The organism is Rhodococcus sp. BUPNP1, assembly GCF_002215235.1.
In the GTDB taxonomy this organism is placed as follows: domain Bacteria; phylum Actinomycetota; class Actinomycetes; order Mycobacteriales; family Mycobacteriaceae; genus Rhodococcus.
The window spans coordinates 14,028-39,442 of sequence record NZ_NERM01000031.1; the positions used below are offsets into that span (position 1 = coordinate 14,028).

The 25,415-nt window shown below is 67.0% G+C and carries 22 protein-coding genes and 1 riboswitch; of the genes, 21 read left to right on the forward strand and 1 reads right to left on the reverse strand.

Annotated elements, in window-relative coordinates:
- The first annotated feature begins 27 nt into the window (after nucleotides 1–27).
- The 7 genes from B9C99_RS22265 (at nucleotide 28) to B9C99_RS25680 (ending at nucleotide 8,078) form a co-directional block, all read left to right on the forward strand.
- Nucleotides 28–933: an ABC transporter substrate-binding protein gene (locus B9C99_RS22265; protein WP_172415056.1), complete on the forward strand. Its 906-nt coding sequence runs from the start codon at nucleotides 28–30 to the stop codon at nucleotides 931–933.
- A 107-nt stretch (nucleotides 934–1,040) separates the two neighbouring features.
- Nucleotides 1,041–2,003 (forward strand): iron ABC transporter permease, encoded by a 963-nt coding sequence (locus tag B9C99_RS22270; protein WP_253250165.1) that lies wholly within the window; start codon nucleotides 1,041–1,043, stop codon nucleotides 2,001–2,003.
- A gap of 26 nt (nucleotides 2,004–2,029) precedes the next feature.
- Nucleotides 2,030–2,812, forward strand: a complete 783-nt coding sequence (locus B9C99_RS22275) for an ABC transporter ATP-binding protein (protein WP_172415059.1) — start codon at nucleotides 2,030–2,032, stop codon at nucleotides 2,810–2,812.
- Nucleotides 2,812–4,158, forward strand: a complete 1,347-nt coding sequence (gene cobU / locus B9C99_RS22280; RefSeq protein ID WP_088899383.1) for a bifunctional adenosylcobinamide kinase/adenosylcobinamide-phosphate guanylyltransferase — start codon at nucleotides 2,812–2,814, stop codon at nucleotides 4,156–4,158. The genes B9C99_RS22275 and cobU overlap by 1 nt, the downstream gene beginning before the upstream one ends.
- A gap of 420 nt (nucleotides 4,159–4,578) precedes the next feature.
- On the forward strand, nucleotides 4,579–5,232 hold the full coding sequence (locus B9C99_RS22285) for a SipW-dependent-type signal peptide-containing protein (protein WP_088899384.1): 654 nt from the start codon (nucleotides 4,579–4,581) through the stop codon (nucleotides 5,230–5,232).
- Between the two features lie 87 nt (nucleotides 5,233–5,319).
- Nucleotides 5,320–5,886, forward strand: a complete 567-nt coding sequence (locus tag B9C99_RS22290) for a signal peptidase I (protein ID WP_253250163.1) — start codon at nucleotides 5,320–5,322, stop codon at nucleotides 5,884–5,886.
- A complete protein-coding gene (locus B9C99_RS25680) occupies nucleotides 5,883–8,078 on the forward strand; it encodes a hypothetical protein (protein ID WP_143543584.1) in 2,196 nt (731 codons plus the stop codon). Before B9C99_RS22290 ends, B9C99_RS25680 begins: the two co-directional genes overlap by 4 nt.
- An 875-nt stretch (nucleotides 8,079–8,953) precedes the next feature.
- Here the strand turns inward: B9C99_RS25680 and B9C99_RS22300 are convergent.
- Nucleotides 8,954–9,727, reverse strand: a complete 774-nt coding sequence (locus B9C99_RS22300) for a sulfite exporter TauE/SafE family protein (protein ID WP_088899386.1) — start codon at nucleotides 9,725–9,727, stop codon at nucleotides 8,954–8,956.
- Between the two features lie 150 nt (nucleotides 9,728–9,877).
- Nucleotides 9,878–9,970, forward strand: a riboswitch (SAM riboswitch).
- Between the two features lie 261 nt (nucleotides 9,971–10,231).
- Here B9C99_RS22300 and B9C99_RS22305 point away from each other — a divergent pair.
- The 14 genes from B9C99_RS22305 to B9C99_RS22370 all read left to right on the forward strand — a co-directional run bounded on the left by B9C99_RS22305 (nucleotide 10,232) and on the right by B9C99_RS22370 (nucleotide 25,372).
- A complete protein-coding gene (locus tag B9C99_RS22305) occupies nucleotides 10,232–11,179 on the forward strand; it encodes an amino acid ABC transporter permease (protein ID WP_037190024.1) in 948 nt (315 codons plus the stop codon).
- Complete coding sequence (locus tag B9C99_RS22310) at nucleotides 11,176–11,958, forward strand: amino acid ABC transporter ATP-binding protein (protein ID WP_016691567.1); 783 nt, start codon at nucleotides 11,176–11,178, stop codon at nucleotides 11,956–11,958. The genes B9C99_RS22305 and B9C99_RS22310 overlap by 4 nt, the downstream gene beginning before the upstream one ends.
- A 36-nt stretch (nucleotides 11,959–11,994) precedes the next feature.
- The gene (locus B9C99_RS22315; protein ID WP_088899387.1) at nucleotides 11,995–12,966 is read left to right on the forward strand and encodes an ABC transporter substrate-binding protein; all 972 of its coding nucleotides are present in this window, start codon (nucleotides 11,995–11,997) and stop codon (nucleotides 12,964–12,966) included.
- Between the two features lie 23 nt (nucleotides 12,967–12,989).
- A complete protein-coding gene (locus tag B9C99_RS22320) occupies nucleotides 12,990–14,123 on the forward strand; it encodes an FAD-dependent oxidoreductase (protein WP_016691569.1) in 1,134 nt (377 codons plus the stop codon).
- Nucleotides 14,120–14,626, forward strand: coding sequence for a GNAT family N-acetyltransferase (locus tag B9C99_RS22325; RefSeq protein WP_016691570.1), 507 nt, complete (start codon nucleotides 14,120–14,122; stop codon nucleotides 14,624–14,626). The genes B9C99_RS22320 and B9C99_RS22325 overlap by 4 nt, the downstream gene beginning before the upstream one ends.
- The gene (locus B9C99_RS22330; RefSeq protein ID WP_088899388.1) at nucleotides 14,623–15,669 is read left to right on the forward strand and encodes an LLM class flavin-dependent oxidoreductase; all 1,047 of its coding nucleotides are present in this window, start codon (nucleotides 14,623–14,625) and stop codon (nucleotides 15,667–15,669) included. Before B9C99_RS22325 ends, B9C99_RS22330 begins: the two co-directional genes overlap by 4 nt.
- Before the next feature lie 211 nt (nucleotides 15,670–15,880).
- Nucleotides 15,881–17,509, forward strand: a complete 1,629-nt coding sequence (locus tag B9C99_RS22335; RefSeq protein ID WP_088899389.1) for an ABC transporter substrate-binding protein — start codon at nucleotides 15,881–15,883, stop codon at nucleotides 17,507–17,509.
- A 3-nt stretch (nucleotides 17,510–17,512) separates the two neighbouring features.
- Nucleotides 17,513–18,526: an ABC transporter permease gene (locus tag B9C99_RS22340; protein WP_088899390.1), complete on the forward strand. Its 1,014-nt coding sequence runs from the start codon at nucleotides 17,513–17,515 to the stop codon at nucleotides 18,524–18,526.
- Between the two features lie 34 nt (nucleotides 18,527–18,560).
- Complete coding sequence (locus B9C99_RS22345; protein ID WP_253250166.1) at nucleotides 18,561–19,412, forward strand: ABC transporter permease; 852 nt, start codon at nucleotides 18,561–18,563, stop codon at nucleotides 19,410–19,412.
- Nucleotides 19,409–21,004 (forward strand): ABC transporter ATP-binding protein, encoded by a 1,596-nt coding sequence (locus tag B9C99_RS22350; RefSeq protein WP_088899392.1) that lies wholly within the window; start codon nucleotides 19,409–19,411, stop codon nucleotides 21,002–21,004. The genes B9C99_RS22345 and B9C99_RS22350 overlap by 4 nt, the downstream gene beginning before the upstream one ends.
- Nucleotides 20,994–22,085 carry an LLM class flavin-dependent oxidoreductase gene (locus B9C99_RS22355; RefSeq protein WP_088899393.1) on the forward strand — a complete coding sequence of 364 codons (1,092 nt, stop codon included), beginning with the start codon at nucleotides 20,994–20,996 and terminating at the stop codon, nucleotides 22,083–22,085. Before B9C99_RS22350 ends, B9C99_RS22355 begins: the two co-directional genes overlap by 11 nt.
- 13 nt (nucleotides 22,086–22,098) lie before the next feature.
- Nucleotides 22,099–23,469, forward strand: a complete 1,371-nt coding sequence (locus B9C99_RS22360) for an NtaA/DmoA family FMN-dependent monooxygenase (protein WP_088899394.1) — start codon at nucleotides 22,099–22,101, stop codon at nucleotides 23,467–23,469.
- Nucleotides 23,466–24,236 (forward strand): DUF1684 domain-containing protein, encoded by a 771-nt coding sequence (locus tag B9C99_RS22365; protein ID WP_088899395.1) that lies wholly within the window; start codon nucleotides 23,466–23,468, stop codon nucleotides 24,234–24,236. Before B9C99_RS22360 ends, B9C99_RS22365 begins: the two co-directional genes overlap by 4 nt.
- The gene (locus B9C99_RS22370) at nucleotides 24,233–25,372 is read left to right on the forward strand and encodes an LLM class flavin-dependent oxidoreductase (protein WP_088899396.1); all 1,140 of its coding nucleotides are present in this window, start codon (nucleotides 24,233–24,235) and stop codon (nucleotides 25,370–25,372) included. Before B9C99_RS22365 ends, B9C99_RS22370 begins: the two co-directional genes overlap by 4 nt.
- Nucleotides 25,373–25,415: the final 43 nt, after the last annotated feature.

Here is a 25,415-nt window from a genome sequence, read left to right on the forward strand (position 1 = left end):
CTGTTTTCGTCCTCCGAACAACGGAGGATGGCTGTGCCCCTCGACAATCACCTACGGCTGCTCGCCGCCGGACTGACCGCCTTCGCGCTTCTCGCCGCAGGGTGCTCGAGCAGCGACGATTCGTCACCGTCCGGTGACACCGACACCACCTCCGCGGACGTCCCGCAGGCCATCGTGTCGTTGAGCCCCACCAGCACGGAGATGCTCTACGCCGTCGGTGCCGGCGATCAGGTCGTCGCGGTCGACGACCGGTCCGATTACCCGGCCGACGCGCCCGTCACCGACCTGTCGGGGTACACCCCCAATGTCGAGGCGATCCTCGGATACGAACCCGACCTCGTCGTCGCCAACGCCGACACCGCCGATCTCGTCGCGGGGCTCGAACAGGCCGGTGTCGAGACGCTGATCCTTCCGGCGGCCGAGAACCTGGACGACACCTACGCGCAGATCGAGCAGCTGGGAGCCGTGACCGGGCACGTCGGCGACGCCGCCGAGCTCGTCGCGCAGATGAAGACGGACATCGACGAGATCCTTGCCGGCCTCCCCGAACGGGAGACCCCGCTGAGCTACTACCACGAGCTCGACAACACCTTCTACACCGTCACCGACGACACCTACATCGGCGAGATCTTCTCGATGCTGGGTCTGACCTCGATCGCGACCGGCGGCAACGGCTACCCGCAACTGTCCGCCGAGTACGTCCTCGAACAGAACCCCGACGTGATCTTCCTGGCCGACGGGCAGTGCTGCGGCGTCACGCCCGAGGTCGTCGCGGAGCGTGCCGGGTGGGGCGAGCTCACCGCCGTCCGGGACGGCCGTGTCTACGTCCTCGACGAGGACATCGCCAGTCGCTGGGGGCCGCGCGTCGTGGACCTGATGCGTGAGGTCGCCCGGATCGTCGGGGCCATCCCCGCGGTCCAGCCCACGCCTTGATCTCCCTGTCGCGAGGCAACACCCGCGCACTGCCACCCGGTGGTGCGCGGGTGGTGCCGCGCAACGTGCTCGTACTGACCGGCGCGGTGCTCGTCCTGTTCGCCGCGATGCTGGTCGGGATCCTCGTCGGGCCCGCCGGCCTCACCCCGGGCGGGGTGCTGCTCGACATCGCCGACCGCCTGCCGTTCGTCGACGTGGACTCCGGGCTGAGCACGCGTCAGCAGGCGATCCTGTGGAACATCCGGATGCCGCGCGTCGTGCTCGGGGTGCTGGTGGGGGCGATGCTGGCCATCGCCGGTGCCGCCTACCAGGGGGTCTTCCGCAATCCGCTCGCCGACCCCTATCTGCTCGGGGTCTCCAGCGGCGCCGGTCTCGGTGCCACCCTCGCCATCGTCGTGGGCGGCGCCGCCGGGTTCGCCGGTGTCCCGATTGCGGCTTTCGCCGGGGGACTGCTCGCCGTCGGCGTGACGTACTCGCTCGGCCGTACCGTCGGCGGCAGCCGCTCGGAAGTCGTCATCATCCTCGCCGGTGTCGCCGTCGCGGCCTTCGCCAACGCGATCCAGACCTTCTTCATGCAGCTGCACGACGACACGCTGCGGCAGGTGTACTCGTGGATGCTCGGCCGCCTGTCCACCGACGGCTGGTCCGACGTCGTCGTGGTCCTGCCGTACGTCGTCGTCACCGTCGCGATCATCGCGCTGCATCGGCGCACACTCGATGTCATGGCGGTCGGCGACGTCGAAGCCGCGAGCCTCGGAATCAACCCGGCGCGCGTGCGGCTGCTGCTCGTGTGCGTCGCGACCCTCGGGACGGCCGCGGTGGTCTCGGCCAGCGGACTCATCGGGTTCGTCGGCATCGTCGTTCCCCACGCGGTCCGGCTGCTCGTCGGACCGGGTCACCGCCTCCTGTTGCCGCTGTCGCTGCTGGTGGGTGCGTCCTTCCTGGTCCTCGCGGACGTCCTGGCCCGCACCGTCATGTCGCCCGCCGAACTGCCGATCGGTGTCGTCACCGCGGCGATCGGGGCGCCCTTCTTCCTCGTCGTGCTCAGACGGAGCCGAGGTGTCCGATGAAAAGCGATGTTCTCACCACCCCGACCATGACGGTCTCGTGCCGGCAGCTCAGTGCCGAACGCGGTGGTGTCGAGGTGCTGCACGGGGTCGACCTGAACGTCACCGCGGGATCGTGGGTGTCGCTGGTCGGACCCAACGGTTCGGGCAAGACCACTCTTCTCCACGTCCTCGCCGGTCTCGTGCCGGCCACCGGTCATCTGCAGGTCGCCGACGTGGCGCCCGGGCGCGCCGGACGTCGGGACATGGCACGCGCGGTCGCACTGATGCCGCAGCGACCGGTGGTGCCGGAAGGCGTCACCGTCCGCGAACTGATCCATCTCGGCCGCACCCCGCACATCCCGCGCTTCGGCTCCGAGACCGCGCACGACCGCGAGGTGGTGGACCGCGTCGTCGAACGACTCGAACTCGAAGCGTTCGCCCCACGCCTCGCGACCGAACTGTCCGGCGGTGAGCTGCAGCGCGTCGTGCTCGCGCGCGCTCTCGCCCAGCAACCGCGGGTGCTGCTCCTCGACGAACCCACCAGCGCACTCGACATCGGGCACCAGCAGCAGGTACTCGAGCTCGTCGACTCGATGCGGACCGAAGGCGACCTCACCGTCATCGCCGCGATGCACGATCTGACCTCCGCCGCGCAGTACGGGGAACGACTCGTGCTCCTCGATCACGGACACGTCGTCGCCGACGGATCGCCCGACGACGTCCTCACCGCCGACCGCATCGCGCAGGTCTACGGCGCCCGCGTCGAGATCCTCGACCGCCCGGCGGGTCGCGCCGTCCTCCCGCTCCGCGACAGCACGAAGGACTGCTGATGGAGGTCGTGCTCCTGGGAACCGGCGCGGCGGACGGGTGGCCGAATCCGTTCTGCACGTGTGCATCCTGCGCAGACGCCGTGCGTCGTGGTGAGGTCCGCGGGCAGACCGCGGCACTCGTCGACGACGTACTGATGCTCGACTGCGGTCCCGAGGCGCCCCACGCGGCCGTGCGGCACGGCAGGTCGCTGGCGAAGGTGCGGCACATTCTCCTGACGCACGCCCATGCCGACCATCTGGGCCCGCAGGCGCTGTTGTTCCGATCGTGGGTCGCTGCCGGTGTCGAGCTCGACGTGATCGGTCCCGCCGACGCGCTCGACACCTGCAGGCCCTGGGTGGCTCCCGACGACCCGGTGCGCTTCGTGCCGGTCGAGGCGGGGGACTCGCTCACCGTCGGCGACTACTCGGTGCGCGTTCTTCCCGCACGGCACAAGGTGTTCCGCGACGGCGATGCGGTGCTGTACGACCTGTCGGGCCCCGGCGGGTCGCGGTTGCTGTGGGCCTGCGACACCGGGATGTGGCCCGCCGAGTGGTTCGAGGCCGTGCGCGACGCCCGGTTCGACGCGGTCTTCCTCGAGGAGACCTTCGGGGACCGTTCGGAACTGTCCGAGGGCCACCTCGGTCTGCCCGAGTTCGGCGCGATGGTGGACGGTCTGCGCGGAGCCGGTGCCGTCACCGAGAACACCGACGTGGTCGCGGTACATCTGGGCCACCACAATCCGCCCATCGACGATCTACGGAACCGACTGCAGCAGTTGAATGCTCGTCCGGGTCGTGACGGTGAGGTGATCCACGTGGGTGAAGAGGCTCCGCTCGTGCCGCATCGGACGTTGGTGCTCGGAGGAGTGCGGTCGGGTAAGTCGCGGCACGCCGAGGAACTACTCGCGTCGTATCCGTCCGTCACCTACGTCGCCACCGGCGGGACGCGTGAAGGCGACGCAGAATGGGCGGAACGTGTTGCGCTGCACAGGGAGAGGCGACCGGCATCGTGGTCGACGATCGAGACCTCGGATGTGGCCAAGGTGCTCCGGGATGCCGACGAACCTCTGCTCGTCGACTGCCTCGGAACGTGGCTCACGGCGCGACTCGACCTCCACGACGTGTGGAACACAGGGAATTCCGCTGTCGTCGACGCCGACATCGACGATCTCCTCGATGCGTGGCGGCAGGCCCGGGTTCCCGTGGTCGCAGTCAGCAACGAGGTGGGCAGTGGTGTGGTGCCGGCGAGTGCGTCGGGGCGGTTGTTCCGCGACATGCTGGGTCGGCTCAATGCGCGGGTCGCCGAGGCGAGTGAGTCGGCGACTCTCGTGGTGGCAGGAATTCCCGTTTCTCTGAAGTCGGATTGATTTCTGTTCTTTCCTGTAACACGTAATTCTAGTGATGGAATTATTGTCTCGAATGCCCGAATAGGGCCTTCCGTTGCGAGTGCGTGGTCGATCGCCCTCGAGTGGACGATCGTCCAGCTCTCGTGGGGTGAAATCATGGGTGAACCTTCAATTACTAGGCGTGAACTGGGAAAACGTTAAAGAAGACCGTCCAGGATGATCTACATCACAGGTCTTGAGTTTGCCTACTTGTCGGTAACATACTTCCGAGTAAGTCCGATGCAACGGACAGAAAACAAGCCATAGATAACTCGCAGAACCCCACTCGATCGAAATTCCATATTCGGTCGTGCGGTAGCCCCATGCCTGATTCGGGGAAGGCGGAGGGGCGGGGCGACAAGCGACACGAGCGGGCACGCAGACTGCCCAGAGGAGTGAGTCATGACGATCGACAACGCTGACAACAAGGCACAGAAGCGTCGTAAGGTCCGCGCGATCCTGGCCTCCGGCCTCGTTCTCGGCGTGGGTGCGGCAGTGACCCTCGCTGCGTGGAACGACTCGGTGTGGGGCAACGCAGAGTTCGGCACGGGTGGAAATACCTGGAACGTCCAAGGAAGCTTCGGCGGAACTGAAGACTGGGACGAGTTCGTGACCAGCGACGAGGCTGGAACGTTCGCGTTCGCGATGAATCCGACCGAGATGGCGGCCGGCGATTCGGTTTATGCCAAGGTCGGTCTGCGGGTGGTGTCCGAGAAGCTCGGCGCCGAGATCGGCATGCCGGCTGCGCAGAATCTGTCGGCTACGTCGAAGTTCGCGGACGTGCTCCAGTTGAAGGTTGCGCCGATCGGGCCCAGCGCGAACTGTAATGCAGACGCCGTGAAGAATGCTTCGGATCTCGTCGCAAACGGCTCCGTTCGGACTGCTTCCATCCCGGCCAAGGGGGTCACGATCCCGGCGAACGGCCAACAGTGGCTCTGCTTTGCTGTGACGCTTCCGAACGGCACAACCCCGACCCAGCTCGGTACCCCGAACGCTCAGGGGGGTTACAACGCCTCGCTCCAGTGGGAATTCCAGGCAGTGAGCCCGGAGGCCTAGCCGCCCTCGTGCGCTGCCCGAGCGGTCCGAAGTCGGGCAGCGCACCCCGTCCTCGATTCCTACTTTCCGAAGAACGGTCCGGTCCGAATGCACGCACTCATTGAGCCGACACGGCAGCAGAAGTCCATATGGTCCCGTCTCGAGAACGGTCTGCTCAATCTCCTTGCGGTGGGCGGGTTGGCGTGCATTGCTCTGGTGATTGCCGCGTTCTTCTTCAACATCTCGTTGATCCTGTTCAAAACGGGATCTATGGCTCCGACCATTCCCCAGGGTTCGATGTCTGTAGTACAGCGCATCTCGGCCGACGACATCGAGGTCGGTGACGTCGTCACTGTCGATCGCGAAGCCGGTGAACTGCCTGTCACACACCGTGTGATCGCTGTGCACCCTCAACGTCCGGGTGAGGCACTCATCGAGATGCAGGGCGACGCCAACCCCAATCCCGACCCCGGTCCGTACCGGGTCACCGAGGTTCGCAAGGTGCTGTGGTCCGTGCCTGGTGCAGCCTCCGTCATCGTTTGGTTTTCGGATCCCCTGATCCTTGCCGGCCTTACTCTCGGTGCCGCACTCCTCGTTCTGTGGGCGTTCTGGCCCCGCAAGGGAGAGTTCGAGTCGGCGTCAACTGCGCCTATTGACCTCAAGGATCAGCAATGAACAACCCCAGATCGTCGCGACTCCTCGTCGCGCTACTCGGTGTGCTGACCGTGGCGGGCGCCGCGATCTTCAATGCCGGCTTCGTCGGGCAGACTCTCGCGAGCTGGAACGATCGCGTCTTCGGGTCGTCGACATTCGGAACAAATTCGGCGGCGTTCGAAGGGTTTGCGCAAGCAGTCGGTGCTCGCTACCACTTCCATAGACGACTGTCGGATTCGAATCTTGGGGGCGCTCAAGCGCAGGTGAAGTTGCCCAAAGAAGATACTGTCAAGAAGAGTTGGGTGTCCCAATCCGGATCCGGAACGGCCGGCATTCTCGCAGCCTCGATGAAGGGCTCTTCGTGTGCGTCCTACTATCGCGGCGGCGGTACGAGTACATGTACCGACAGTCCTGCAAAGCCGGCGATCGGGTATGCGTATGGGGCTGCAAGAGATATCAAAGTTGAGACGGCTACCGTAGCCGGCATCGATCTCCTTACTTCTCAGGATGAGATCTCGACATCGGCAACCTGTCTCGCTGACGGGACGATGATTGCTGGCCCGATCAAACCATCGAATGCATCGCTCAGGCTGGGACCGTGGATCTCCGGGGTGCAGATGCAGTTGCCCCCCGAACCAATCGTTCAAGGTGCCGACCCGGCCGTGACTACGCGATCGGCTAGCCGAAATTCGCCGTTGGTCGGGTACGAATACACAGCGACATTGATCCGCACGAAGCAGGAGACATCGAAGGGGGCACGGTCTGAACTCCGACTGCAGATGATGAGCATCGGTAAGGTGACCGACGAGCAGAAGTGGTCCCTCGACCTCGTCTTGGCGTACGCCGAGTGCGGTGTAGGGATGTCGGTGCCGACACCGGAATGGCCCGTCGTCGACGGATCGAGTGTTCAAGGCGCGGCAGTGAGCTCCTTGGCGTCCTTGATGTTGGGCCCCCACAAAACGTCTCTTTGTTCCGTCACAAGCAAGGGAACGCAGCCGAGAGATAGCTCGCTCGTCGATGAAGGTGATGACGATGTCGGCACGGTGGAAGCGACTCCAACTGAATCCGTCGACTCTCACCTCGTCGAATCTGTCTCTGGAACATCGTTCGGAACTGAACCTGCTGGTCTCGAGATTGGCGCAGACGAGCTGGAAGTAACTGGAGAAACTGACGATCGCGCTGACGAATCAATGTCATGTGAGCTCGATGCGTCAGGACCGAGCGCTACTTCGCCCATTGATTATCTGATAGACGAGAATCTCATAGAGGAAGCCGAAACTCTGCCAGAGCCTACCGATTCTCGAGAGGAAGGCGAAGACGTCCGATTCGGTGCTGACGATGGACGCGTCGGGGGAGACCCTCGTGAATTCGATGGCAGTACCGAAGGATCGACCGGAGCCTCGGATCCGACTCGCGAGGACAACGAGAATGGCAAGGGAGAGGACGGCAAATCACCAGGCGGCAAGACTGCAGACGAGACGAAGGCCGCGGAGGGCGACGACAACTCCGAAACGTCCGACAGCGCGGTCGACGAAGCCCGGGAATCTGAGGTCGATGGCAAGGATATTGGTTCAGTCGAAGACGCGACCTCGACAGCGCCGACGACCATATCCGCCACGCCGCCTGGCGAGCCCGCACCTACACCGGCACCTGTCCAGACGCCGGCTCCCAACGGACCCTCGACTCCGAGTCGCGTGAGTGCTCGAGTTCCGTTCTCGATGGTCGCTTCGGATGGAAGTGTTCTCGGCACTGCGACCGTTCGTGACGTCTCACGCAGCAGCGGATGCGTCGCGGTTCTCCTGGAGGTCGAGACGTCCGATGGTTCGGGGAGCACGCAGCTGAACGGAGTACGCGCCCGGGACTTCCGTGAGGTACTTCCGGACGGAGGTACGGCTCCGGTCGGCTCACCGACCGCGTCGTGTGGCGGTGGTGCCTCGATGCCGGCCTCTTTCTCTCCGAACTCCACCTATACGGGATGGGTGACGTTCGATGTCCTCAACGGTGGAAACGCGGTGATGCTGCGTCCGTCCGGCACGGCCGGTTGGATCTTCACTCTTCCGTCGGCGCCCGCGGTCTCTGTACCGACTTCGGTGACGGCGACTCCTGCGACGACCGGAGCGGACGTGCCGGACGAAGAAGCGTCTACCGAACCGGCAGAGGAAGCCGCGCGCCCAACCGCTGCAACCGCAGCAGACGACAACGTGGACGAATAGCACGCCAGGCAGGAGGTGATCACAGTGCGTGCGGCCGAACCTGCCGGTAGGGGCGCGCGTCTGCTGGTGATCTCTTGCATCGTCGGCCTGGTTTCGGCGTGCGGATTCGGATCGCATCTACATCCGCCGCCGGACCAAGCCGGGATTCAGGGAAACTTCGGCATCGACCAGAGCGAGTCAGGCTCCTGGGGAGAGTACGGGACCCGAGAAGGCGCCGGACGATTCGAGTTCTCCATCGACCCGCTCTCTCTCCAACCAGGTGAGCCGGTCTATGCGCCGGTTGCGTTACGAACGCTTCCGACGGTGACGACGCCGGTAACGATCATGTTGAGACCACCGTTGACGACACCGAACTCGGTTGCGGGGGTTCTGCGGTACTCCGTATCGGAGGCTCCCGCATCGTCCTGCAACGCGGGAGGTTTCGGATCTCCGACTGTGGTCGACGGTCAACCGCTCACGGCGACGGGCGGCAGCCTCATGCTCGAACCGAAGGTTGTGCGGACTCTGTGCTTCCGTGTAGAGATTCCCGCCGGCACGCCACCGCACGACTTCACCGGGCTCGCCGACACCGTGGCGTTGTGGGAGTTCCGAGCCGAGGGCGAGGACCCTCCACGCCCACCGAAGCCTGCCCCCGACCGGTGTCATTCGCACTCCGGGCCCTTCGTATTCGGAGGCGGATGGTACTTCGTGCATTGCTGGTTCCTGCGACGGCATTGGGGGGGCACCTGTGGGTGGGAGCGCGCTGAGGTCGACCGCAGGTCACCACGTTCGCGTCTCTCAGATGACTGCGCTCTCCCGTCCGAAGCGTGTAGGGATCGGCGCGGCTACAGTCTGATGCCGGAGCGGGGTGTTCTCACCGTCTTCGCGGAGACGGGTCAGGCGAGCAGTCGGTACAGGCCGATCAACCCGACCACGACGATCACCGCACGCAGCGCCACCGGCGACAGGCGTCGGCCGTAATGGGAGCCGAGATAACCACCGATCAAGGAGCCCACGGCGATCAGCGCGGCCACGGTCCAGTTGATCCGGTCGAACGCCACCAGGATGTATGCGGATGCGGCCACGATGTTCACGACCAGCGACAGAAGGTTCTTCGCTGCGTTCTGTCGCTGGATGTGGTCGTGCAGCAATGCTCCGAACAGGCCCATCAGCAGAATGCCCTGTGCCGCCGTGAAGTAGCCGCCGTAGATGCCGACGGCGAAGGTGCCGACGACGAGCAACGTCATCCGCACCGGCCCGAGACGGCCGTCGGCGTCGCCCCCTGTCCGGCGAGCCACCCACGCCTGGATCTTCGGCTGGAACACGACGAGAGTGAGTGCCAGGAGAAGCAGGATCGGCACGACCGTCTCGAAGACGGTCTCCGGCAGGTGGAGCAGGAGCCACGCTCCGACCAACGCCCCGCAGAACGACGCCGGGATCTGCCATCGCAACCGTTCCCATTGCCCACGCAGTTCGCGCCGATACCCCCAGGTGCCCGATACGCCTCCCGCGACCAGGCCGATCGCGTTGGACATCGTCGCGGTCACCGGGGGTACACCGAACGCGACGAGCGTCGGGAAGGTGATGAGAGTGCCGGATCCGACGAGGGAGTTGATCGCTCCGGCGCCGAGCCCGGCCAATGCGACGAGGAAAAGTTCGAGCGGGGTCACCGAGGCGAGTCTACGGCGTGCCGAAACCGGCCTTGTTGTCGATGTCGGGGCACCACGTCGACATCTACATCGGTCTCGACGAGGGACGGTATTTCCGCCACGGTGAGAGAAAGCCTGTCCGCGACGCGCTGCACTCCGTAGCTTGAGCGGCGACCATCCAGAGCGACCGAGAGACCTGGCTCCACGACGTCGCAGCAACCCCCCGTGCGCGGGTGCGGGTGCTACCGCCGGGATCGATGGAGGAACGAGCATGACCCGCTGGACCGAGCGCGCCTCGTGGTGCCGCCTGCACATCGACCTGTGCCGCGGTACTTCGCACCGGTGTCGTCGCTGACGTAGACCACCCGTCGTCCTTCGCCGCGTGAGTCCCGGCCCGTCCGCAGGGGGACGGGCCGGGACCCACGTCTGCACCCCTGCTTTCCCGCACCCCCGCATTCCCGAAAGGCCCATCCCGATGGCTCCCGCCCCCAGGACGTCGCCGTGAGCACGTCCACCGATCTCCGCATCCCCGACGCCCCGGCCGACCACACCGACGACGAGGACCTGGTCGTCGCCCGGAAACGGCATCCGTGGCGCTGGGTGATCAGCGCTGCCGTGCTGATCGTCGTCGCCCAGTTCGTGCACGGCCTGGTCACCAACCCCGGCTGGGACTGGGCGACCTTCGCGCAGTACTTCACCGCATCGTCCGTGCTGTCCGCACTGTGGATGACGATCGAACTGACACTGTGGGGCACGGTCCTCGGCTTCGCGCTCGGTGTGCTCCTCGCGGTCGGCCGGTTGTCGAACAATCCTGTTCTGCAGGTGGTCTCGTGGACGTACATCTGGGCGTTCCGATCGATCCCGCTCATCGTCCAGTTGCTGTTCTGGTTCAACATCGCGTACCTGTACAAGACGCTGTCGATCGGCATTCCGTTCGGCCCGGCCTTCTTCGAGTTCGGTGTAGCCGGGGTGATCTCGGGATTCACGGCCGCCGTCATCGGTCTGGCGCTCCACCAGGCGGCCTATTCCGCCGAGATCATCCGCGCCGGCATCATCTCCGTCGACCACGGTCAGATCGAGGCCGCCAACGCGCTCGGCATCCCGCGTTACCGGCAGTTCGTGAAGATCGTTCTCCCGCAGGCCATGCGGGCGATCCTTCCGAACGCCGCCAATGAGGTGATCAGCCTGTTCAAGGGCACCTCGATCGTCTCCACCATGGCCATCGCCGAACTCTTCTACCAGGTACAGGTGATCTTCGGCCGCACCGGACGCGTCGTTCCGATGCTCATGGTCGCGACCGTCTGGTACATCATCCTCACCACGATCCTGTCGATCGGGCAGTACTACGTCGAACGGCACTACGCCCGCGGTTCGGCACGTGCACTGCCGCTCACCCCGTGGCAGCGCGTGGTCGCGAAATACCGCGAGATCCGCGACAGCGCAATCGGTGCGCCCCGAGGAGCGACGAAATGACCGCCACCCGGGACGACGTCGACCACGTCGTCGACGTGCGCGGAGTCCACAAGTCGTTCGGCGCACTCGAAGTTCTCAAAGGCATCGACCTGCAGCTGCGCAGGGGCACAGTTACCGTGATCCTCGGTCCGTCCGGATCCGGGAAATCCACCCTCCTGCGCACCCTCAACCACCTCGAGAAGGTCGACCGCGGCACCGTCCGCATCGACGGTGAACTCATCGGTTACAAGCGTCGAGGGAACAGACTGCACGAGTTGCGTGCCCGCGACATCCTCCGCCAGCGCTCCCGCATCGGCTTCGTCTTCCAGAACTTCAACCTGTTCCCGCACCTGACCGCACTCGAGAACGTCGTCGAGGCACCGGTATCGGCGCAGGGACGCGACCGCGCGGAGGTCGAGGTGGAGGCTCGCGCCCTGCTCGACCGTGTCGGCGTGGGCGACAAGCTCCACGACTACCCGAAACAGCTGTCCGGCGGACAGCAGCAACGCGTCGCGATCGCGCGGGCCCTGGCCCTGCGACCCGCCGTGATCCTCTTCGACGAACCCACCTCGGCTCTCGACCCCGAACTCGTCGGCGAGGTTCTCGCCGTCATCCGCGACCTCGCCGGCGACGGTGCGACCCTCGTGATCGTCACGCACGAGATCGGTTTCGCCCGTGAGGTCGCCGACACCGTCGTCTTCATGGACGGCGGCGTCATCGTCGAACAGGGACCACCCCACGAGGTCCTCGACAACCCGCAGCAGGAACGCACCGCGTCGTTCCTGTCTCGCGTTCTCTGATTCCCCCTCCCCACCACAGCATTCGAGAAGGTAACGATGTTCGCTTCCTCCCGCCGGGTCCGCCTGCTGACCTCGGCCCTGACCGCCGTCGCTCTCCTGGGCGCCGCGGCCTGCAGTTCCGACGCAGAGGCTGGTACCGACACCGACGCCACGGCGGCCGGCTACAACCTCACCGCGGACCAGAACCGCATCACCACCGACCCGGTGGAGGAGATCGCCGCGAAGGTTCCCCAGGAGATCCGCGACCGCGGCACGCTCGTCGTCACCGGCAACGCCGGTACGGTGCCGCCGTTGCGCTTCTACGCCGACGACGACACCACGATCATCGGATCCGAGACCGACTTCGCCCATCTCATCGGAGATGTTCTCGACCTCGACATCGAACTCACCGCCGCGGACTGGGCCCAGAACTTCGTCCGCGTCGACTCGGGTGAGGCCGACGTGTTCATCTCCAACGTCACTGTCACCGAGGAACGCAAGGAGAAGTACGACTTCGCCACCTACCGCCTCGACAGCCTCGCCGTCGAGGTCGGCAAGGACAGCGACATCACCTTCGACGGACCCGAGGACATCGCAGGCCTGACGATCGGCGTCGGCTCCGGAACCAACCAGGAGGCGCTGCTCGTCGAGTGGAACGAACAGAACGTCGCCGCCGGACTCGAACCCGCCGAGATCCTGTACTACCAGAACGCCGTCGACTACTACCTCGCGCTCGGTTCCGGCCGCATCGACGCGTACGTCGGCCCGAATCCGACGTCCGCCTTCCACGCGCTGCAGTCCGGTGAGACCGAGGTGGCCGGCACGTTCTCGGGAGCCGGTCTCGACCTGCAGGGTGAGATCGCGGTACTGACGAAGAAGGACAACGGCCTGATCCAGGCGATCAACGAGGCGATCAACCACGTCATCGAGAACGGCACGTACGCACAGGTTCTCGATCGGTGGGGCATCAGCAGCGAAGCGATCGAGGTCTCGCGGATCAACCCGCCCGGCCTGCCCAAGACCTCCTAGGCCCGAAACGACAGGAAGACAGCATGACTCGCGTCAGCAGACTCGTCGACGTGGTGGTGGTCGGTGGCGGTGTCATCGGTTCCGCAGCGGCGTGGCGACTCGCCGCACGTGGCCGCACGGTGGTCCTGCTCGAACAGTTCGAGCAGGGGCACCACCGCGGTGCCTCCCACGGCAGCTCCCGCATCTACCGGCAGGCCTACGACGGGCAGTTCTACACCGCGCTCGCCGCTCGTGCCCTGCCGCTCTGGCGGCGGCTCGAGGAGACCACGGGCAGCCGGGTCCTCGAGCTCACCGGCGCCGTCGACCACGGGCTGCCCGCGGCCGTCCATGCCAAGGCGACGGCGCTGTATCAGCTCGGTATCGCGCACAGTGTCCTCACACCGGCCGAGGCGCAGCGCCGTTGGCCCGGCATCAGATTCGACACCACGGTGCTGCACCACCCCGACGCCGGTCGGTTGCATGCCGACCGTTCGGTGGCGGCACTGCAGCGGGCCGCCGCGCAGGCCGGCGCGGACGTCCGGCACACCACCCCGGCCCGCACCGTCCGTGAGACCGATCGCGGTGTCGAGATCGTGCTCGACTCCGAGGTGATCACCGCGAGGCACGTCGTCGTTGCGGCGGGAGCGTGGACGCGCATCGTCCTCGACGGGCTGACCGGAGGTACGGCACCCCACCTCCCTGCCCTGCGCACGACACAGGAGCAACCGGCGCACTTCGTCCCGCTCACCGACGCACAGTGGCCGAGCTTCGTCCACCATCGCGGCGCCGAACTCGACGGGGAGGGCATCTACGGTCTCGGTTCCGTCGACGGCATCAAGATCGGTGAACACGGCACCGGTCCGCAGGTCGAACCGGACAGTCGCAGTTTCGTGGCGGATCCGGACGGTGTGCGCCGGCTCGTCGGCTACGCGCGCACGTGGCTGCCGGGCGTCGACGCCGGGAGCGTACGGGTGGACACCTGCCTGTACACGACGACACCGGACTCGAACTTCGTCGTCGACCGCGCAGGCGCCGTCACCGTCGCCGCCGGATTCTCCGGTCACGGATTCAAATTCGCGCCCGCCATCGGGGAACTCGTCGCCGATCTCGCCGACGGCACCGCCACCAGCCCGGAACCGTTCCGATTCGGTGCGCGACAACCGGCGGTGGTCTCGTGAGCGGGACCCGCAGACTCGAGGTCAGGGCGGTGCGACAGGACGATCCTCTCGCAGCACCGCTGCTCGAGGAACTCGCGGTCGAGTACAGCACCCGCTACGAGCATTCCTTCGAGGAGCAGTACGAGAGTCTCGTCGGCTACCCGGAGGACCGGTTCGCGCCACCCGACGGTGCCCTGCTCGTCCTCGTCGAGGACGGAGTACCCGTCGCGGGTGGTGCCTTCCAGCGCTACGACGAGAACACCGCCGAACTCAAACGGATCTGGACGTCGAAGGACCATCGACGTCGCGGTCTCGGCCGCATCGTGGTCGCCGAACTCGAAGCCGAGGCGCTGCGTCGCGGATACACCCGCATCTACCTGACGACAGGGTGGCGGCAACCCGAGGCGGTCGCGCTGTATCTCGCGGCCGGATACACCGCCCTGTTCGACTCCCGGCGACCCGCCGAGGAGATCGGTCCGCATCCCTTCGAGAAGTTCCTGGTCGGAAAGGCGGTCTCCGCATGAAGTTCCTGCTGCTCAGCCTCATCACCCACCATCCCGATCCCGTGACGGGAGAATGGCTCTCGCCGTCCGAACGCATCCGGGAGGTCGTCGACACCGCCGTGTTCGCCGAACAACTCGGATTCGAAGGATTCGCGGTGGGGGAGCGACACGAGAAGCCGTTCCTCGCGTCGGCGCCTCCGGTCGTCCTGGCCAACATCGCGGCGCGGACCAGCGCCCTCGAACTGTGGACCGGTGTCACGACGCTGAGCCTGCTCGACCCTGTTCGCGCGTTCGAGGACTACTCCACGCTCGACAATCTGTCGGGTGGGCGCCTGCAGCTCATGATCGGCAAGGGCAACGGCACCGCCCAGGCCGACCTGTTCCACGTCACCCCCGAGGACCAGTGGGACCGTAATCGCGAAGGGTACGAGCTGTTCCGGGCTCTGTGGGAGAACGAGACGGTCACCTGGGAGGGTCGGTTCCGGCCGTCGCTCACCGATGCCGTCACCGTACCCCGGCCGTTGCAGCCGCGTCTGACCATCTGGCACGGCAGCGCCACCAGCCGCGAATCCGTCGATCTCGCTGCCCGATACGGTGATCCGATCTTCTCTGCCAACGTCACCAACCCGATCGAGCCGTACGCCGAACTCATCGAGCACTACCGTGAACGATGGGCGGCCTACGGCCACGATCCCGCCGAGGCACGGGTGGGAGCGGGGACGGCGGGACTGTACGTCGCGCGCACCTCGCAGGAAGCGATCGACGCCTACCGTCCCCAGTTCGAACAGCGGCTCGAATTCGCTCGCGAGAACGGACTTCCCGTCGTCTTCGAGACCATCGAGGACTTCGTCGAACGCAGCTCCGCACTCGTCGGGAGTCCGCAGCAGGTGATCGACAAGGTCCTCCGCTACCACGAGCGTTTCGGCCACGAGGTCATGCACGTGACCGCCGACCGCGGCGAGTTCTCCGTGGCGGAGCAACGTGCGAGTCTCGAACTGTTCCAGGCGGAGGTCGCGCCTGAATTGCGCGCGACGATCCCGCACCGCGATGCAGTCACCGTCTGAGACCACTGCCCCGGGAACCGTTTCGATCGCAGTGAAAAAAACGGTGTGCCCGATCCTCGAGGCTCCGTAACCTCGGGAAACGAACCATCCAGAGCTGCCGAGATTCGCGTTGACATCCCGTCCCATCAGGGACGACATTCCACCCCCGCCTGCCCGGCGGCATCCGCACGGTGATGCCGCCGGCGCCCTGTCCAGATCACGGAGCCCGTCGTTGTCCATCTCGTCCTCCTCCGCGCCCCGGTTCGTCGTCACGGTCGCCGCCACCGCCGTACTGGGCGCAGCGCTGACCGCCTGCGGAACCGGTGCCGCGGCGAACTCGGAGCCCACCGGCGACCCGCAGCCCGGCGGCACCCTGCGGTACGGGTTGTCGGTCCCACCGACCTGCGCCGATCCCGCGCAGGCCGCCAGCAACCAGACCATCTACGTCGCCCGGCAGGTCGTCGACTCGCTCACCGACCAGGACCCTGCCACCGGCGAGATCGTGCCCTGGCTCGCGGAGAGCTGGGAATCGAACGCCGACGGCACGCAGTTCACCTTCCGGTTGAAGGAGGGTGTGACCTTCAGCGACGGCACCTCGCTGACCGCCGAGTCGGTGAGGAAGAACTTCGACGCGATCGTGAACACCCTCGGCGGGGTGAAGGCGCCGCAGGCCGTCGGATATCTCGCGGGATATGCCGGTACCACGGTCGTCGACGACCGCACTGCACAGGTGAACTTCTCCGTGCCGAACGCGCCGTTCCTGCAGGCCACCGCAAGTCATCAGCTCGGCCTGCTCTCGGAAGCCGACACGGAGAAGAGCGCGGAGGAGCGCTGCGCCGGTGATCTGTCGGGCACCGGCCCGTTCGTCTACGAGGACTACCAGCAGGACAGGTCCGCCACCCTCGTCAAACGCGCGGGTTACTCGTGGGGATCGGAGGCCTTCGACCACGACGGTGAGGCCTACCTCGACCGGATCGAGTTCACGATCGTCCCCGAATCCGGTGTCCGCACCGGATCGCTCGCCTCCGGTCAGCTCGACGCCATCTCCGACGCGTTGCCGCAGGACGCCCCGCAGATCGAAGGGGCCGGGGGCCGCATCCTGACCACCCCGAACCCGGGTATCCCGTTCGGCTTCCAACCCAACGTGAGCCGCGGCGTCCTCATCGACCCGGCCGTGCGCAGCGCGATCGTCCCGGCGATCAACCGGCAGGAACTGGTCGACACGGTCCTCGGACCGGACTTCCGCCCCGCGACCAGCACCCTCGCGTCCGCGACCCCCGGTTACGTCGAACTCGCCGACGTCACCTACGACCCGGCGAAGGCCGAGCAGATCCTCGACGAGGCCGGCTGGGTGCCCGGACCCGACGGCATCCGCGTCAAGGACGGGCAGCGCCTGAGCTTCCCGGTGCTGTTCAGCTCGGTGTTCGCCGGCAACCAGGCCATCCTCGAACTGGTGCAGCAGCAGCTACGCGCGGTGGGCATCGACCTGCAGCTCGACCTCGTCTCCACCCCGGAGAACACCGCACGCCAGAACGCCGGCGACTACGAGGCGTCCTACTACAACAGCACCCGCGCCGACGGTGACATCCTGCGCACCGCTTTCGGTCTGGACGGCCGCAACATCAACCAGCGCGGTCCTCTCCCCGAATTGGACGAGGTGCTGAACCGGCAGCTGTCCACGACCGACCCCGCCGCACGCGCCGAGCTCATCGGTCGCGCACAGCAGCTCGTCCTCGACAACGGCCTGTGGATCCCCACGGTCGAACTGTCGCAGGCGATCGGCGCCGGACCGAACGTCGCCGACCTGAAGTTCGAGGCGTCGGCGCGACTGCAGTTCTTCGACACCTGGCTGAGCGAGTAGACCATGCTGCGCTATCTCGGTTTCCGTGTGCTCCAGGCCGTCGGGGTGCTGTGGGCGGCGTTCACGGTGTCGTTCGCGGTCCTGTTCCTGTTGCCTTCCGATCCGGTCTCCATCGCCGCCGGCGCCGACGCCGGAACACCGGTCGACGCCGCCGCGATCGAACAGCTCCAGGCGCGGTACGGACTCGACCAGCCGGTCGCGGTGCAGTACTGGAACGCGCTGAGCAACGCGGTCCGAGGTGATTTCGGCATGTCCATCTCGACCGGGCAGCAGGTGACCGACGCGATCGCCGCGGCCCTGCCGAGCACCCTCGTCCTGGCGGGCACCGCACTGGTGTTCGCCCTGGTGTTCGGCACGGCGGTCGCCTTCCTCGCGACCTACACGCGGGTCCGCCGGTTCCGCAGCCTGCTGTTCTCACTGCCCCCGCTGGGGGTGGCCGTGCCGACCTTCTGGGTGGGACTGATCCTGTTGCAGCTGTTCTCGTTCCGGCTGCGGTTGTTCCCGGCCTTCGGTGATCAGGGCATCGAGCACGTGATCCTCCCGGCGATCACCCTGGCGCTGCCGACCGGTGCGGTGATCGCCCAGGTCCTCGCGACCAGCCTGCAGACGACCTGGCGGCAGCCGTTCATCGAGGCGGCACGCGCGAAAGGCGCATCCCGCCTGCGCATCCAGACGCGTCACGCCCTGAAGCTGTCGAGCATCCCGGCCTTCACGATCGCCGGCGTCATCGTCGGTAATCTCCTCGCGGGATCCGTGGTGGTCGAGACCGTCTTCTCCCGGGCCGGTATCGGACGTCTCACCCAGATGTCGGTGATGGCGCAGGACATTCCGGTGGTGCTCGGCATCGTTGTGTTCTCGTCCACCGTCTTCGTGCTCGTCAACCTCGCCGTCGACCTGCTCTATCCCTTCATCGACCCGCGGATCACCCACGGCATCGACCGGGGTGGTGCCGCCGCGTCGATCGAGGACGACCCGACCCACGACGACACTCTCCTGGAGGCCGAGGCACGTGTCTGACACACTCGTCCGCGAAGCCCTACCGGCGACGTCGTTGCCGGAAGCACGCTCGCGCAGAAGAAGCCGGATCGCGTCCGTCGCGACAGGGGTGCGACGCAACGCCGTGCTCGGCGTGTCGTCGATCGTGCTGCTCCTCGCGGTGGGCTTCGCGATGTTCCCCTCGCTCTTCGCATCGGGCGACCCGCTGCAGGGTGTGCCCGCCGAGAAGCTGCAGGGACCGAGCGCCGCACACTGGTTCGGCACCGACAATCTCGGCCGCGACGTGTACACGCGGGTCGTGCACGGAGCCGGCCTGTCGCTCACCGCGACGCTCGTCGCGGTCGGCATCGCCCTCGTGGTCGGCTCGCTGATCGGGTTGCTGTCCGGCGCGGTCGGCGGTGCCCTCGACGCGACACTCATGCGCCTCGTCGACGTCCTGCTCTCCATCCCCGCGCTGCTCCTGTCCCTCGCCCTGGTCACGGCCCTCGGCTTCGGCACGATGAACGTCGCGATCGCCGTCGGTGTGAGCCTCGTGGCGAACTTCGCGCGCGTCATGCGCTCCGAAGTGCTGCGGGTACGCAAGGCACTCTACGTCGAAGCGGCGTTCGCATGCGGCGTCCGGTGGCACACCGTGCTGCGCCGGCACGTGCTGCGCAACTCGTACGCGCCCGTGGCGGCCCTCGCCGCCGTCGAATTCGGTATGGCCGTGCTGGCCGTGTCGTCGCTGAGTTTCCTCGGATTCGGTGCCGTGCCACCGACACCCGAATGGGGGTCGCTGATCTCGGAAGGCCGCAACTATCTCGCCGCGGCCTGGTGGATGACGACCCTGCCGGGCCTCGTCATCGTCGCCGTCGTGCTCTCGGCCCACCGCCTCGGCCACGCCCTCGAGGACAGGAGCGCACGATGAGCCTCCTCGAAGTGCGCGACCTGCAGGTCGTCTACGGGTCGTCGCGTGAACCGGTGGTCGCGGTGAACGGTGTCGATCTCACCGTCGGTCGCGGCGAGGTCGTCGCGGTGGTCGGCGAGTCGGGATCGGGCAAGTCCACCACCGCGCACGCGATCATCGGATTGCTCGCAGGTACCGGGCGCGTCACGGCCGGATCGGTGACCTTCGACGGCACATCGTTGAACGACCTGTCCGAGCGCGCGTTCGAACGCATCCGCGGCGCCCGGATCGGATTCGTCCCGCAGGACCCGACGACCTCCCTCAACCCCGTCATCCGCATCGGCGACCAGATCGCCGAGGTGCTGCGCATCCACGGTCTCGCCGACCGGCGCACCGCGCGGATCGAGGCGCTGCGCATCCTCGAGGAGGCCGGGCTCGACGACCCGCAGCTGCGCGCGAAGCAGTACCCGCAGGAACTGTCCGGCGGTCAGCGGCAGCGGGTGCTCATCGGTATCGCCCTCGCCTGCCGGCCCGACCTCGTCATCGCCGACGAACCGACCAGCGCGCTCGACGTGACCGTGCAACGCCGCATCCTCGACCACCTCGACGCGCGGATCGCCGAGACCGGCACCGCGGTACTGCTCATCACCCACGACCTGGGTGTCGCGGCCGATCGCGCCGACCGCATCGTCGTCATGCAGGGCGGCCGGGTCGTCGAGACCGGACCGGCGGCGCAGGTCCTCACCGACCCGCAACACGAGTACACGCGTTCGCTCATCGCGGCCGCGCCGAGCCTCGCGGAACCGGCCGTGCGACCCGCCCTGAAAGCGGCCGCTCCGATCCTGTCGGTGTCGAGAGTGTCGAAGACCTTCCGCATCGACCGCAAGTCCTCGCTGCACGCCGTGCGCGATGTGTCCTTCGACGTTCCCCGCGGCGGCACCCTGTCGCTGGTGGGGGAGTCGGGTTCCGGCAAGTCCACGGTTTCGCGCATCGCGATCCGGCTCGAGACCCCCACCGCCGGATCGGTCCGGTTCGACGGTGACGACATCACCGCGCTCGGGGGCCGTGCGCTGCGGGCACTGCGGCGACGGGTACAGATAGTGCACCAGAATCCCTACGCCTCGCTCGACCCGAAACTGAGGGTCCGCGATATCGTCGCCGAACCCCTCGAGGCGTTCGGCGTCGGCACGAGAACCGAACGCGCAGAGCACGTCGCCCGCCTCCTCGATCAGGTGGCGCTGTCGACGGCACATCTGGACCGCAAACCCGCCGAACTGTCCGGTGGGCAGCGGCAACGCGTGGCCATCGCACGCGCCATCGCCCTGAACCCCGATGTGCTCGTCCTCGACGAACCCGTCTCGGCGCTCGACGTGTCGGTCCAGGCGCAGATCCTCGACCTGCTCACCTCGCTGCAGGCCGAACTCGGGATCGGCTACCTGTTCATCTCGCACGACCTCGCCGTCGTCCGGCAGATCAGCGACACCGTCGCCGTGATGCGCGCCGGACGGGTCGTCGAATACGGCTCCACCACAGAAATTTTCGACAACCCCCAACACGAGTACACGCAGACGTTGCTCGAGGCCATCCCCGGGAAGGTCCACCATGTCCGATAGTTCAGAATTGTTGCTGGCCGTCGACTTCGCCGGCACCGGCATCCATCCTTCGTCCTGGCGACGCGACGATTCGCGCGCCGAGGAACTGTTCACCCCCCGTTACTGGGCCGACCTCGTCGGTGCCGCCGACCGCGCCGGCGTCGACTTCGCGTTCTTCCCGGACACCTTCGGCGTCGTCTCGGACGCGACCACCGTGCGCGGTCGTCTCGAAGCCGTCGGTCTCGCGGCGCGCCTGACCACCGCCACCACGCGCATCGGCCTGATCCCCACGGCCACCGTCACGCACACCGAACCGTTCCACGTCGCCAAGGCGATCCAGACGATCGACCACACCACGCTCGGTCGCGCCGGGTGGGAGGTCGCGGTGACGCCGGGCGCCGCGGAGTTGTTCGGCCGCAAGGACGAGCAGGACACCGCGTCGCTGTGGGCCGAGGCGCACGAGGCCGCCGAGGTCGCGGCGCGGTTGTGGGACAGCTGGGAGGACGACGCCGAGATCCGCGACGTCGCCACCGGCCGCTTCCTCGATCGCGACAAGGTCCACTACATCGACTTCGTCGGCGAGTACTTCTCCGTCAAGGGATCGTCGATCGTGCCGCGGTCCCCACAGGGGCAACCGCTGGTCGCGGTGACGGTGACCGGTGACGAATCCTTCGAATTCGCCGTGCAGCGAGCGGATCTCGTGCGCATCCGCGCCACCGACCCGTCTGCAGCCTCCGGACTTGCCGGCCGCATCCGGGCCGCGGCGGGCGACCGGCGGATCTTCGTCCTGCTCGACATCGACGTCCTGCTCGGCGACCACGCTGACGCGGATCTCACGCAACTCGAGACGTGGGCGGGTGAGCCCTACCGCGCCGACACGCTCGTCCACGTCGGTACGTCCGAGAGCCTGATCGAACTGCTCGATGACGCAACGGGTGTGGACGGGGTGACCCTGCGGCCGCTCGCTCTGCCGTCCACCCTCCACCGGCTCGTCGAGAACGTGCTGCCCGTCGTCCGCCCCGAGGTCGCGCCCGCCACCGGAACCCTGCGCGACCGGCTCGGTCTGCCCCGTCCCGCCAACCGCTTCGCGGCTGCTCACTGAAGGAACGATCATCGTGTCCCGCAACACTGTTCGCAAGCAGATCCACCTCGCCGCGCACTTCCCCGGCGTCAACAACACCACGGTATGGGCCGACCCCGAGTCGAAGAGCCAGATCGACTTCTCGTCGTTCCTGCACCTCGCCCGTACCGCCGAACGCGGCAGGTTCGACTTCTTCTTCCTCGCCGAGGGACTCCGGCTGCGTGAGCACCGCGGCCGCATCCACGACCTCGACGTCGTGGGACGCCCCGACACCCACACGGTGCTCGAGGCCCTCGCCGGTGCCACCACCCACCTCGGCCTGGCCGGCACCATCAACACGACCTTCAACGAGCCGTACGAACTGGCCAAGCAGTTCGCGACCCTCGACCACCTCTCGGACGGTCGCGCTGCGTGGAACCTCGTCACCTCGTCGGATGCGTTCACCGGCGAGAACTTCCGTCGCGGCGGTTTCCTCGAGCACTCGCAGCGGTACGTCCGTGCCGCCGAGGTGGTCGACGTGGTGCGGGAGTTGTGGGACGGCTGGTCGGCCCGCGGTCCCGTGATCGACCGTGAGTCCGGGATCTTCGCTCCCGACGGCGACATCGCGTCGTTCGACATCCGCACCACCCAGTTCGACATCGCGGGTCGCTTCGAGGTGCCGCGCAGCCCCCAGGGGCGTCCCGTCCTCCTGCAGGCCGGCGACTCCGACGAGGGCCGTGAGTTCGGTGCCGCCAAGGCCGACGCCATCTTCAGCCGGCACGGCACGCTCGAGGAGGGTCGCGCGTTCTACACCGACGTCAAGAACCGCCTCGCGAAGTACGGGCGCAGCTGGGACGAGTTGAAGATCCTGCCCGCCGCGACCTTCGTCCTCGGCGACACCGAGGAGGAAGCACACGAGCGGGCCCGGCACATCCGTCTGCAGCAGGTCGGCCCGCAGACGGCCATCGCCTTCCTCGAACAGGTGTGGGGCAAGGACCTGTCGTCGTACGACCCGGACGGCCCGCTGCCGGACGTCGACCCCGAGGACAACGTCACCATCACGCGCGGACGCGTGCGCCACGCCAAGGATCCGCTCGCCGTCGCCCGGCAGTGGAAGGAGAAGGCGGACACCGAGAACCTCAGCATCCGCGAACTCATCATCGAGGTCACCGCCCGCCAGCAGTTCATCGGAACGCCGCAGCAGGTCGCCGACGAGATCGACCTCTATGTCCAGACCGACGCCAGCGACGGGTTCATCCTCGTTCCGCACCTCACCCCCGGCGGCCTCGACGACTTCGTCGACACGGTCGTCCCGCTGCTGCAGGAACGCGGCAGCTTCCGCACCGAATACGACAGCACCACCCTGCGCGGCCACCTCGGCCTGCGCGACCCGCACACCGTCACCGAAGGAGCCCGCGCGTCATGACCGCAACACTCGATCAGTTCGTCGACGATTGGCAGCGGTGGCATGCCGAGCGCAACGACGGCCTGCGGCAGCCGCTCGGCTGGCTGAGCCTGACCGCCTTGCACTGGCTCGACGAGACCCCCACCTCCTTCGACGAAGCGCCGGGCCGGTGGCACGTCGACGGCGAATCGGTGATCCACGAATTCGACGGGGAGACAACCACCTACGAGCCGGTCGAGGGGGCGCCCGGTCTCGAAGCGGAGTTCGATCGCGGCTTCGTCGAGATCATCAAGCGCACCGGACGATTCGGGATCCGTATCCATGACCGCACGGCACCGGCGCTCGCGTCGTTCACCGGTGTCCCGGTCTACGAACCCGACGCGTCCTGGGTGCTGACCGGCCGGTTCGAGGCATTCGACGAACAGCAGGTCGTGACGACCGGTGCCGTCGTCGACGGACTCGAACACCACCACCCGGCGGCGGGTGTGGTCCGGTTCGGATACGACGGTGCCGAACACGAACTCGTCGCCTTCGGTGAAGCCGGCGGTCCGTTGCGGATCCTGTTCACCGACGCGACTTCCGGGGTGACCACCTATCCGGCGGCGCGGATCCTGCAGGTCGAGACGCCTGCCGAGGACGGGACGGTCACGCTCGACTTCACCCGCGCCGCGAACCTGCCGTGCGCGTTCACCGACGCGGCGACGTGCCCGATCGCACCGCCGCAGAACCGTCTTCCGTTCGCCGTCGAAGCCGGTGAACGTACTCCGCGTGTCGGGGAGCCGTCGTGAATGCGGTGAATCCGGTTCCGCTGTCCGTACTGGACCTCTCGCCGGTCAGCGAGGGATCCTCGGTGCCGGAGGCGCTGCGCAACACCGTCGACCTGGCACGCCACGTCGAAGCGTGGGGGTACAAGAGGTACTGGGTCGCCGAGCACCACTTCGTCGCCGTCGCCTCGTCGGCACCCGACGTGCTCATCGGCGCGATCGCCGCCGCGACCCGCACTATCCGCGTCGGTGCCGCCGCGGTTCAGCTCGGACACAACACCGCGATCGGCGTCGTCGAATCCTTCGGCACTCTCGACGCCCTCTACCCGGGGCGCATCGATCTCGGTCTCGGCAGGTCGGGGCAGCGGCGAGCGGAGGCGTTGGCCGGTGCGGCGCCCGAACCCGCACCGCGGGCGACGGAGATCCGCGACGGACTGATCATCCCGCCGCCCTTCTCGCCGGCGAAGCTGTTGTCGTCGTCCCGGTTGGCGGCGAGCTTCGGGATCCTGCAGCAACCCGGCGCGCAGTCGCCTGACTTCGCACAGCAGGTCGAGGACATCCTCGCCTTCCTGGACGGCACCTACACAGCACCGGACGGAACGGATCTGCACGCCAGTCCGGGAGAAGGCGCCGACCTCGAACTGTGGGTGTTCGGTTCGAGTGCCGGACCCTCGGCGGAACTCGCGGGTCGCCTGGGGTTGCCGTTCGGTGCGAACTACCACGTCAGCCCGGGCACGACAGTCGAAGCGGTCGAGGCGTACCGGTCGGCGTTCCGTCCGTCGCCGATCCTGAGGAAGCCCTACGTGGTGGTCTCGGCCGACGCGGTGGTCGCCGACGACGACGCCACCGCACGCGAGTTGGCGTCGACCTACGGGCATTGGACGCACAGCATCCGTTCGGGCCACGGCGCGATCCCCTACCCGAACCCGGAGACCACCCCGCCCCTCACCGACGAGGAGCGAGCCCTCGTCGACGACCGCATCGTCACCCAGTTCGTGGGGTCGCCGAGCACGGTGGTGGAGCGCCTCGACACCCTCCGCCGAGTGACGGACGCCGACGAACTCGTCGTCACCTCGGTCACCCACGGCCACGAGGACCGCCTGCGTTCCTACGAACTCCTGGCCCGCGAATGGGGATTGGCGCGGGTCCGCGCCGCGTGATCGTCCATCGAGACCGGTGTTGTTGTCGATAATTCGCGAGAAA

Excerpts from the sequence above, each read along its gene's own strand:
- B9C99_RS22270 (WP_253250165.1), top strand. The coding sequence starts at position 1,041 with ATGCTGGTCGGGATCCTCGTCGGGCCCGCCGGCCTCACCCCGGGCGGG.
- B9C99_RS22310 (WP_016691567.1), top strand. The coding sequence starts at position 11,176 with ATGACCGCCACCCGGGACGACGTCGACCACGTCGTCGACGTGCGCGGA.
- B9C99_RS22330 (WP_088899388.1), top strand. The coding sequence starts at position 14,623 with ATGAAGTTCCTGCTGCTCAGCCTCATCACCCACCATCCCGATCCCGTG.
- B9C99_RS22355 (WP_088899393.1), top strand. The coding sequence starts at position 20,994 with ATGTCCGATAGTTCAGAATTGTTGCTGGCCGTCGACTTCGCCGGCACC.
- B9C99_RS25680 (WP_143543584.1), top strand. The coding sequence starts at position 5,883 with ATGAACAACCCCAGATCGTCGCGACTCCTCGTCGCGCTACTCGGTGTG.
- B9C99_RS22350 (WP_088899392.1), top strand. The coding sequence starts at position 19,409 with ATGAGCCTCCTCGAAGTGCGCGACCTGCAGGTCGTCTACGGGTCGTCG.
- B9C99_RS22290 (WP_253250163.1), top strand. The coding sequence starts at position 5,320 with ATGCACGCACTCATTGAGCCGACACGGCAGCAGAAGTCCATATGGTCC.
- B9C99_RS22285 (WP_088899384.1), top strand. The coding sequence starts at position 4,579 with ATGACGATCGACAACGCTGACAACAAGGCACAGAAGCGTCGTAAGGTC.
- B9C99_RS22320 (WP_016691569.1), top strand. The coding sequence starts at position 12,990 with ATGACTCGCGTCAGCAGACTCGTCGACGTGGTGGTGGTCGGTGGCGGT.
- B9C99_RS22340 (WP_088899390.1), top strand. The coding sequence starts at position 17,513 with ATGCTGCGCTATCTCGGTTTCCGTGTGCTCCAGGCCGTCGGGGTGCTG.
- B9C99_RS22265 (WP_172415056.1), top strand. The coding sequence starts at position 28 with ATGGCTGTGCCCCTCGACAATCACCTACGGCTGCTCGCCGCCGGACTG.
- B9C99_RS22315 (WP_088899387.1), top strand. The coding sequence starts at position 11,995 with ATGTTCGCTTCCTCCCGCCGGGTCCGCCTGCTGACCTCGGCCCTGACC.
- B9C99_RS22275 (WP_172415059.1), top strand. The coding sequence starts at position 2,030 with ATGACGGTCTCGTGCCGGCAGCTCAGTGCCGAACGCGGTGGTGTCGAG.
- cobU (WP_088899383.1), top strand. The coding sequence starts at position 2,812 with ATGGAGGTCGTGCTCCTGGGAACCGGCGCGGCGGACGGGTGGCCGAAT.
- B9C99_RS22365 (WP_088899395.1), top strand. The coding sequence starts at position 23,466 with ATGACCGCAACACTCGATCAGTTCGTCGACGATTGGCAGCGGTGGCAT.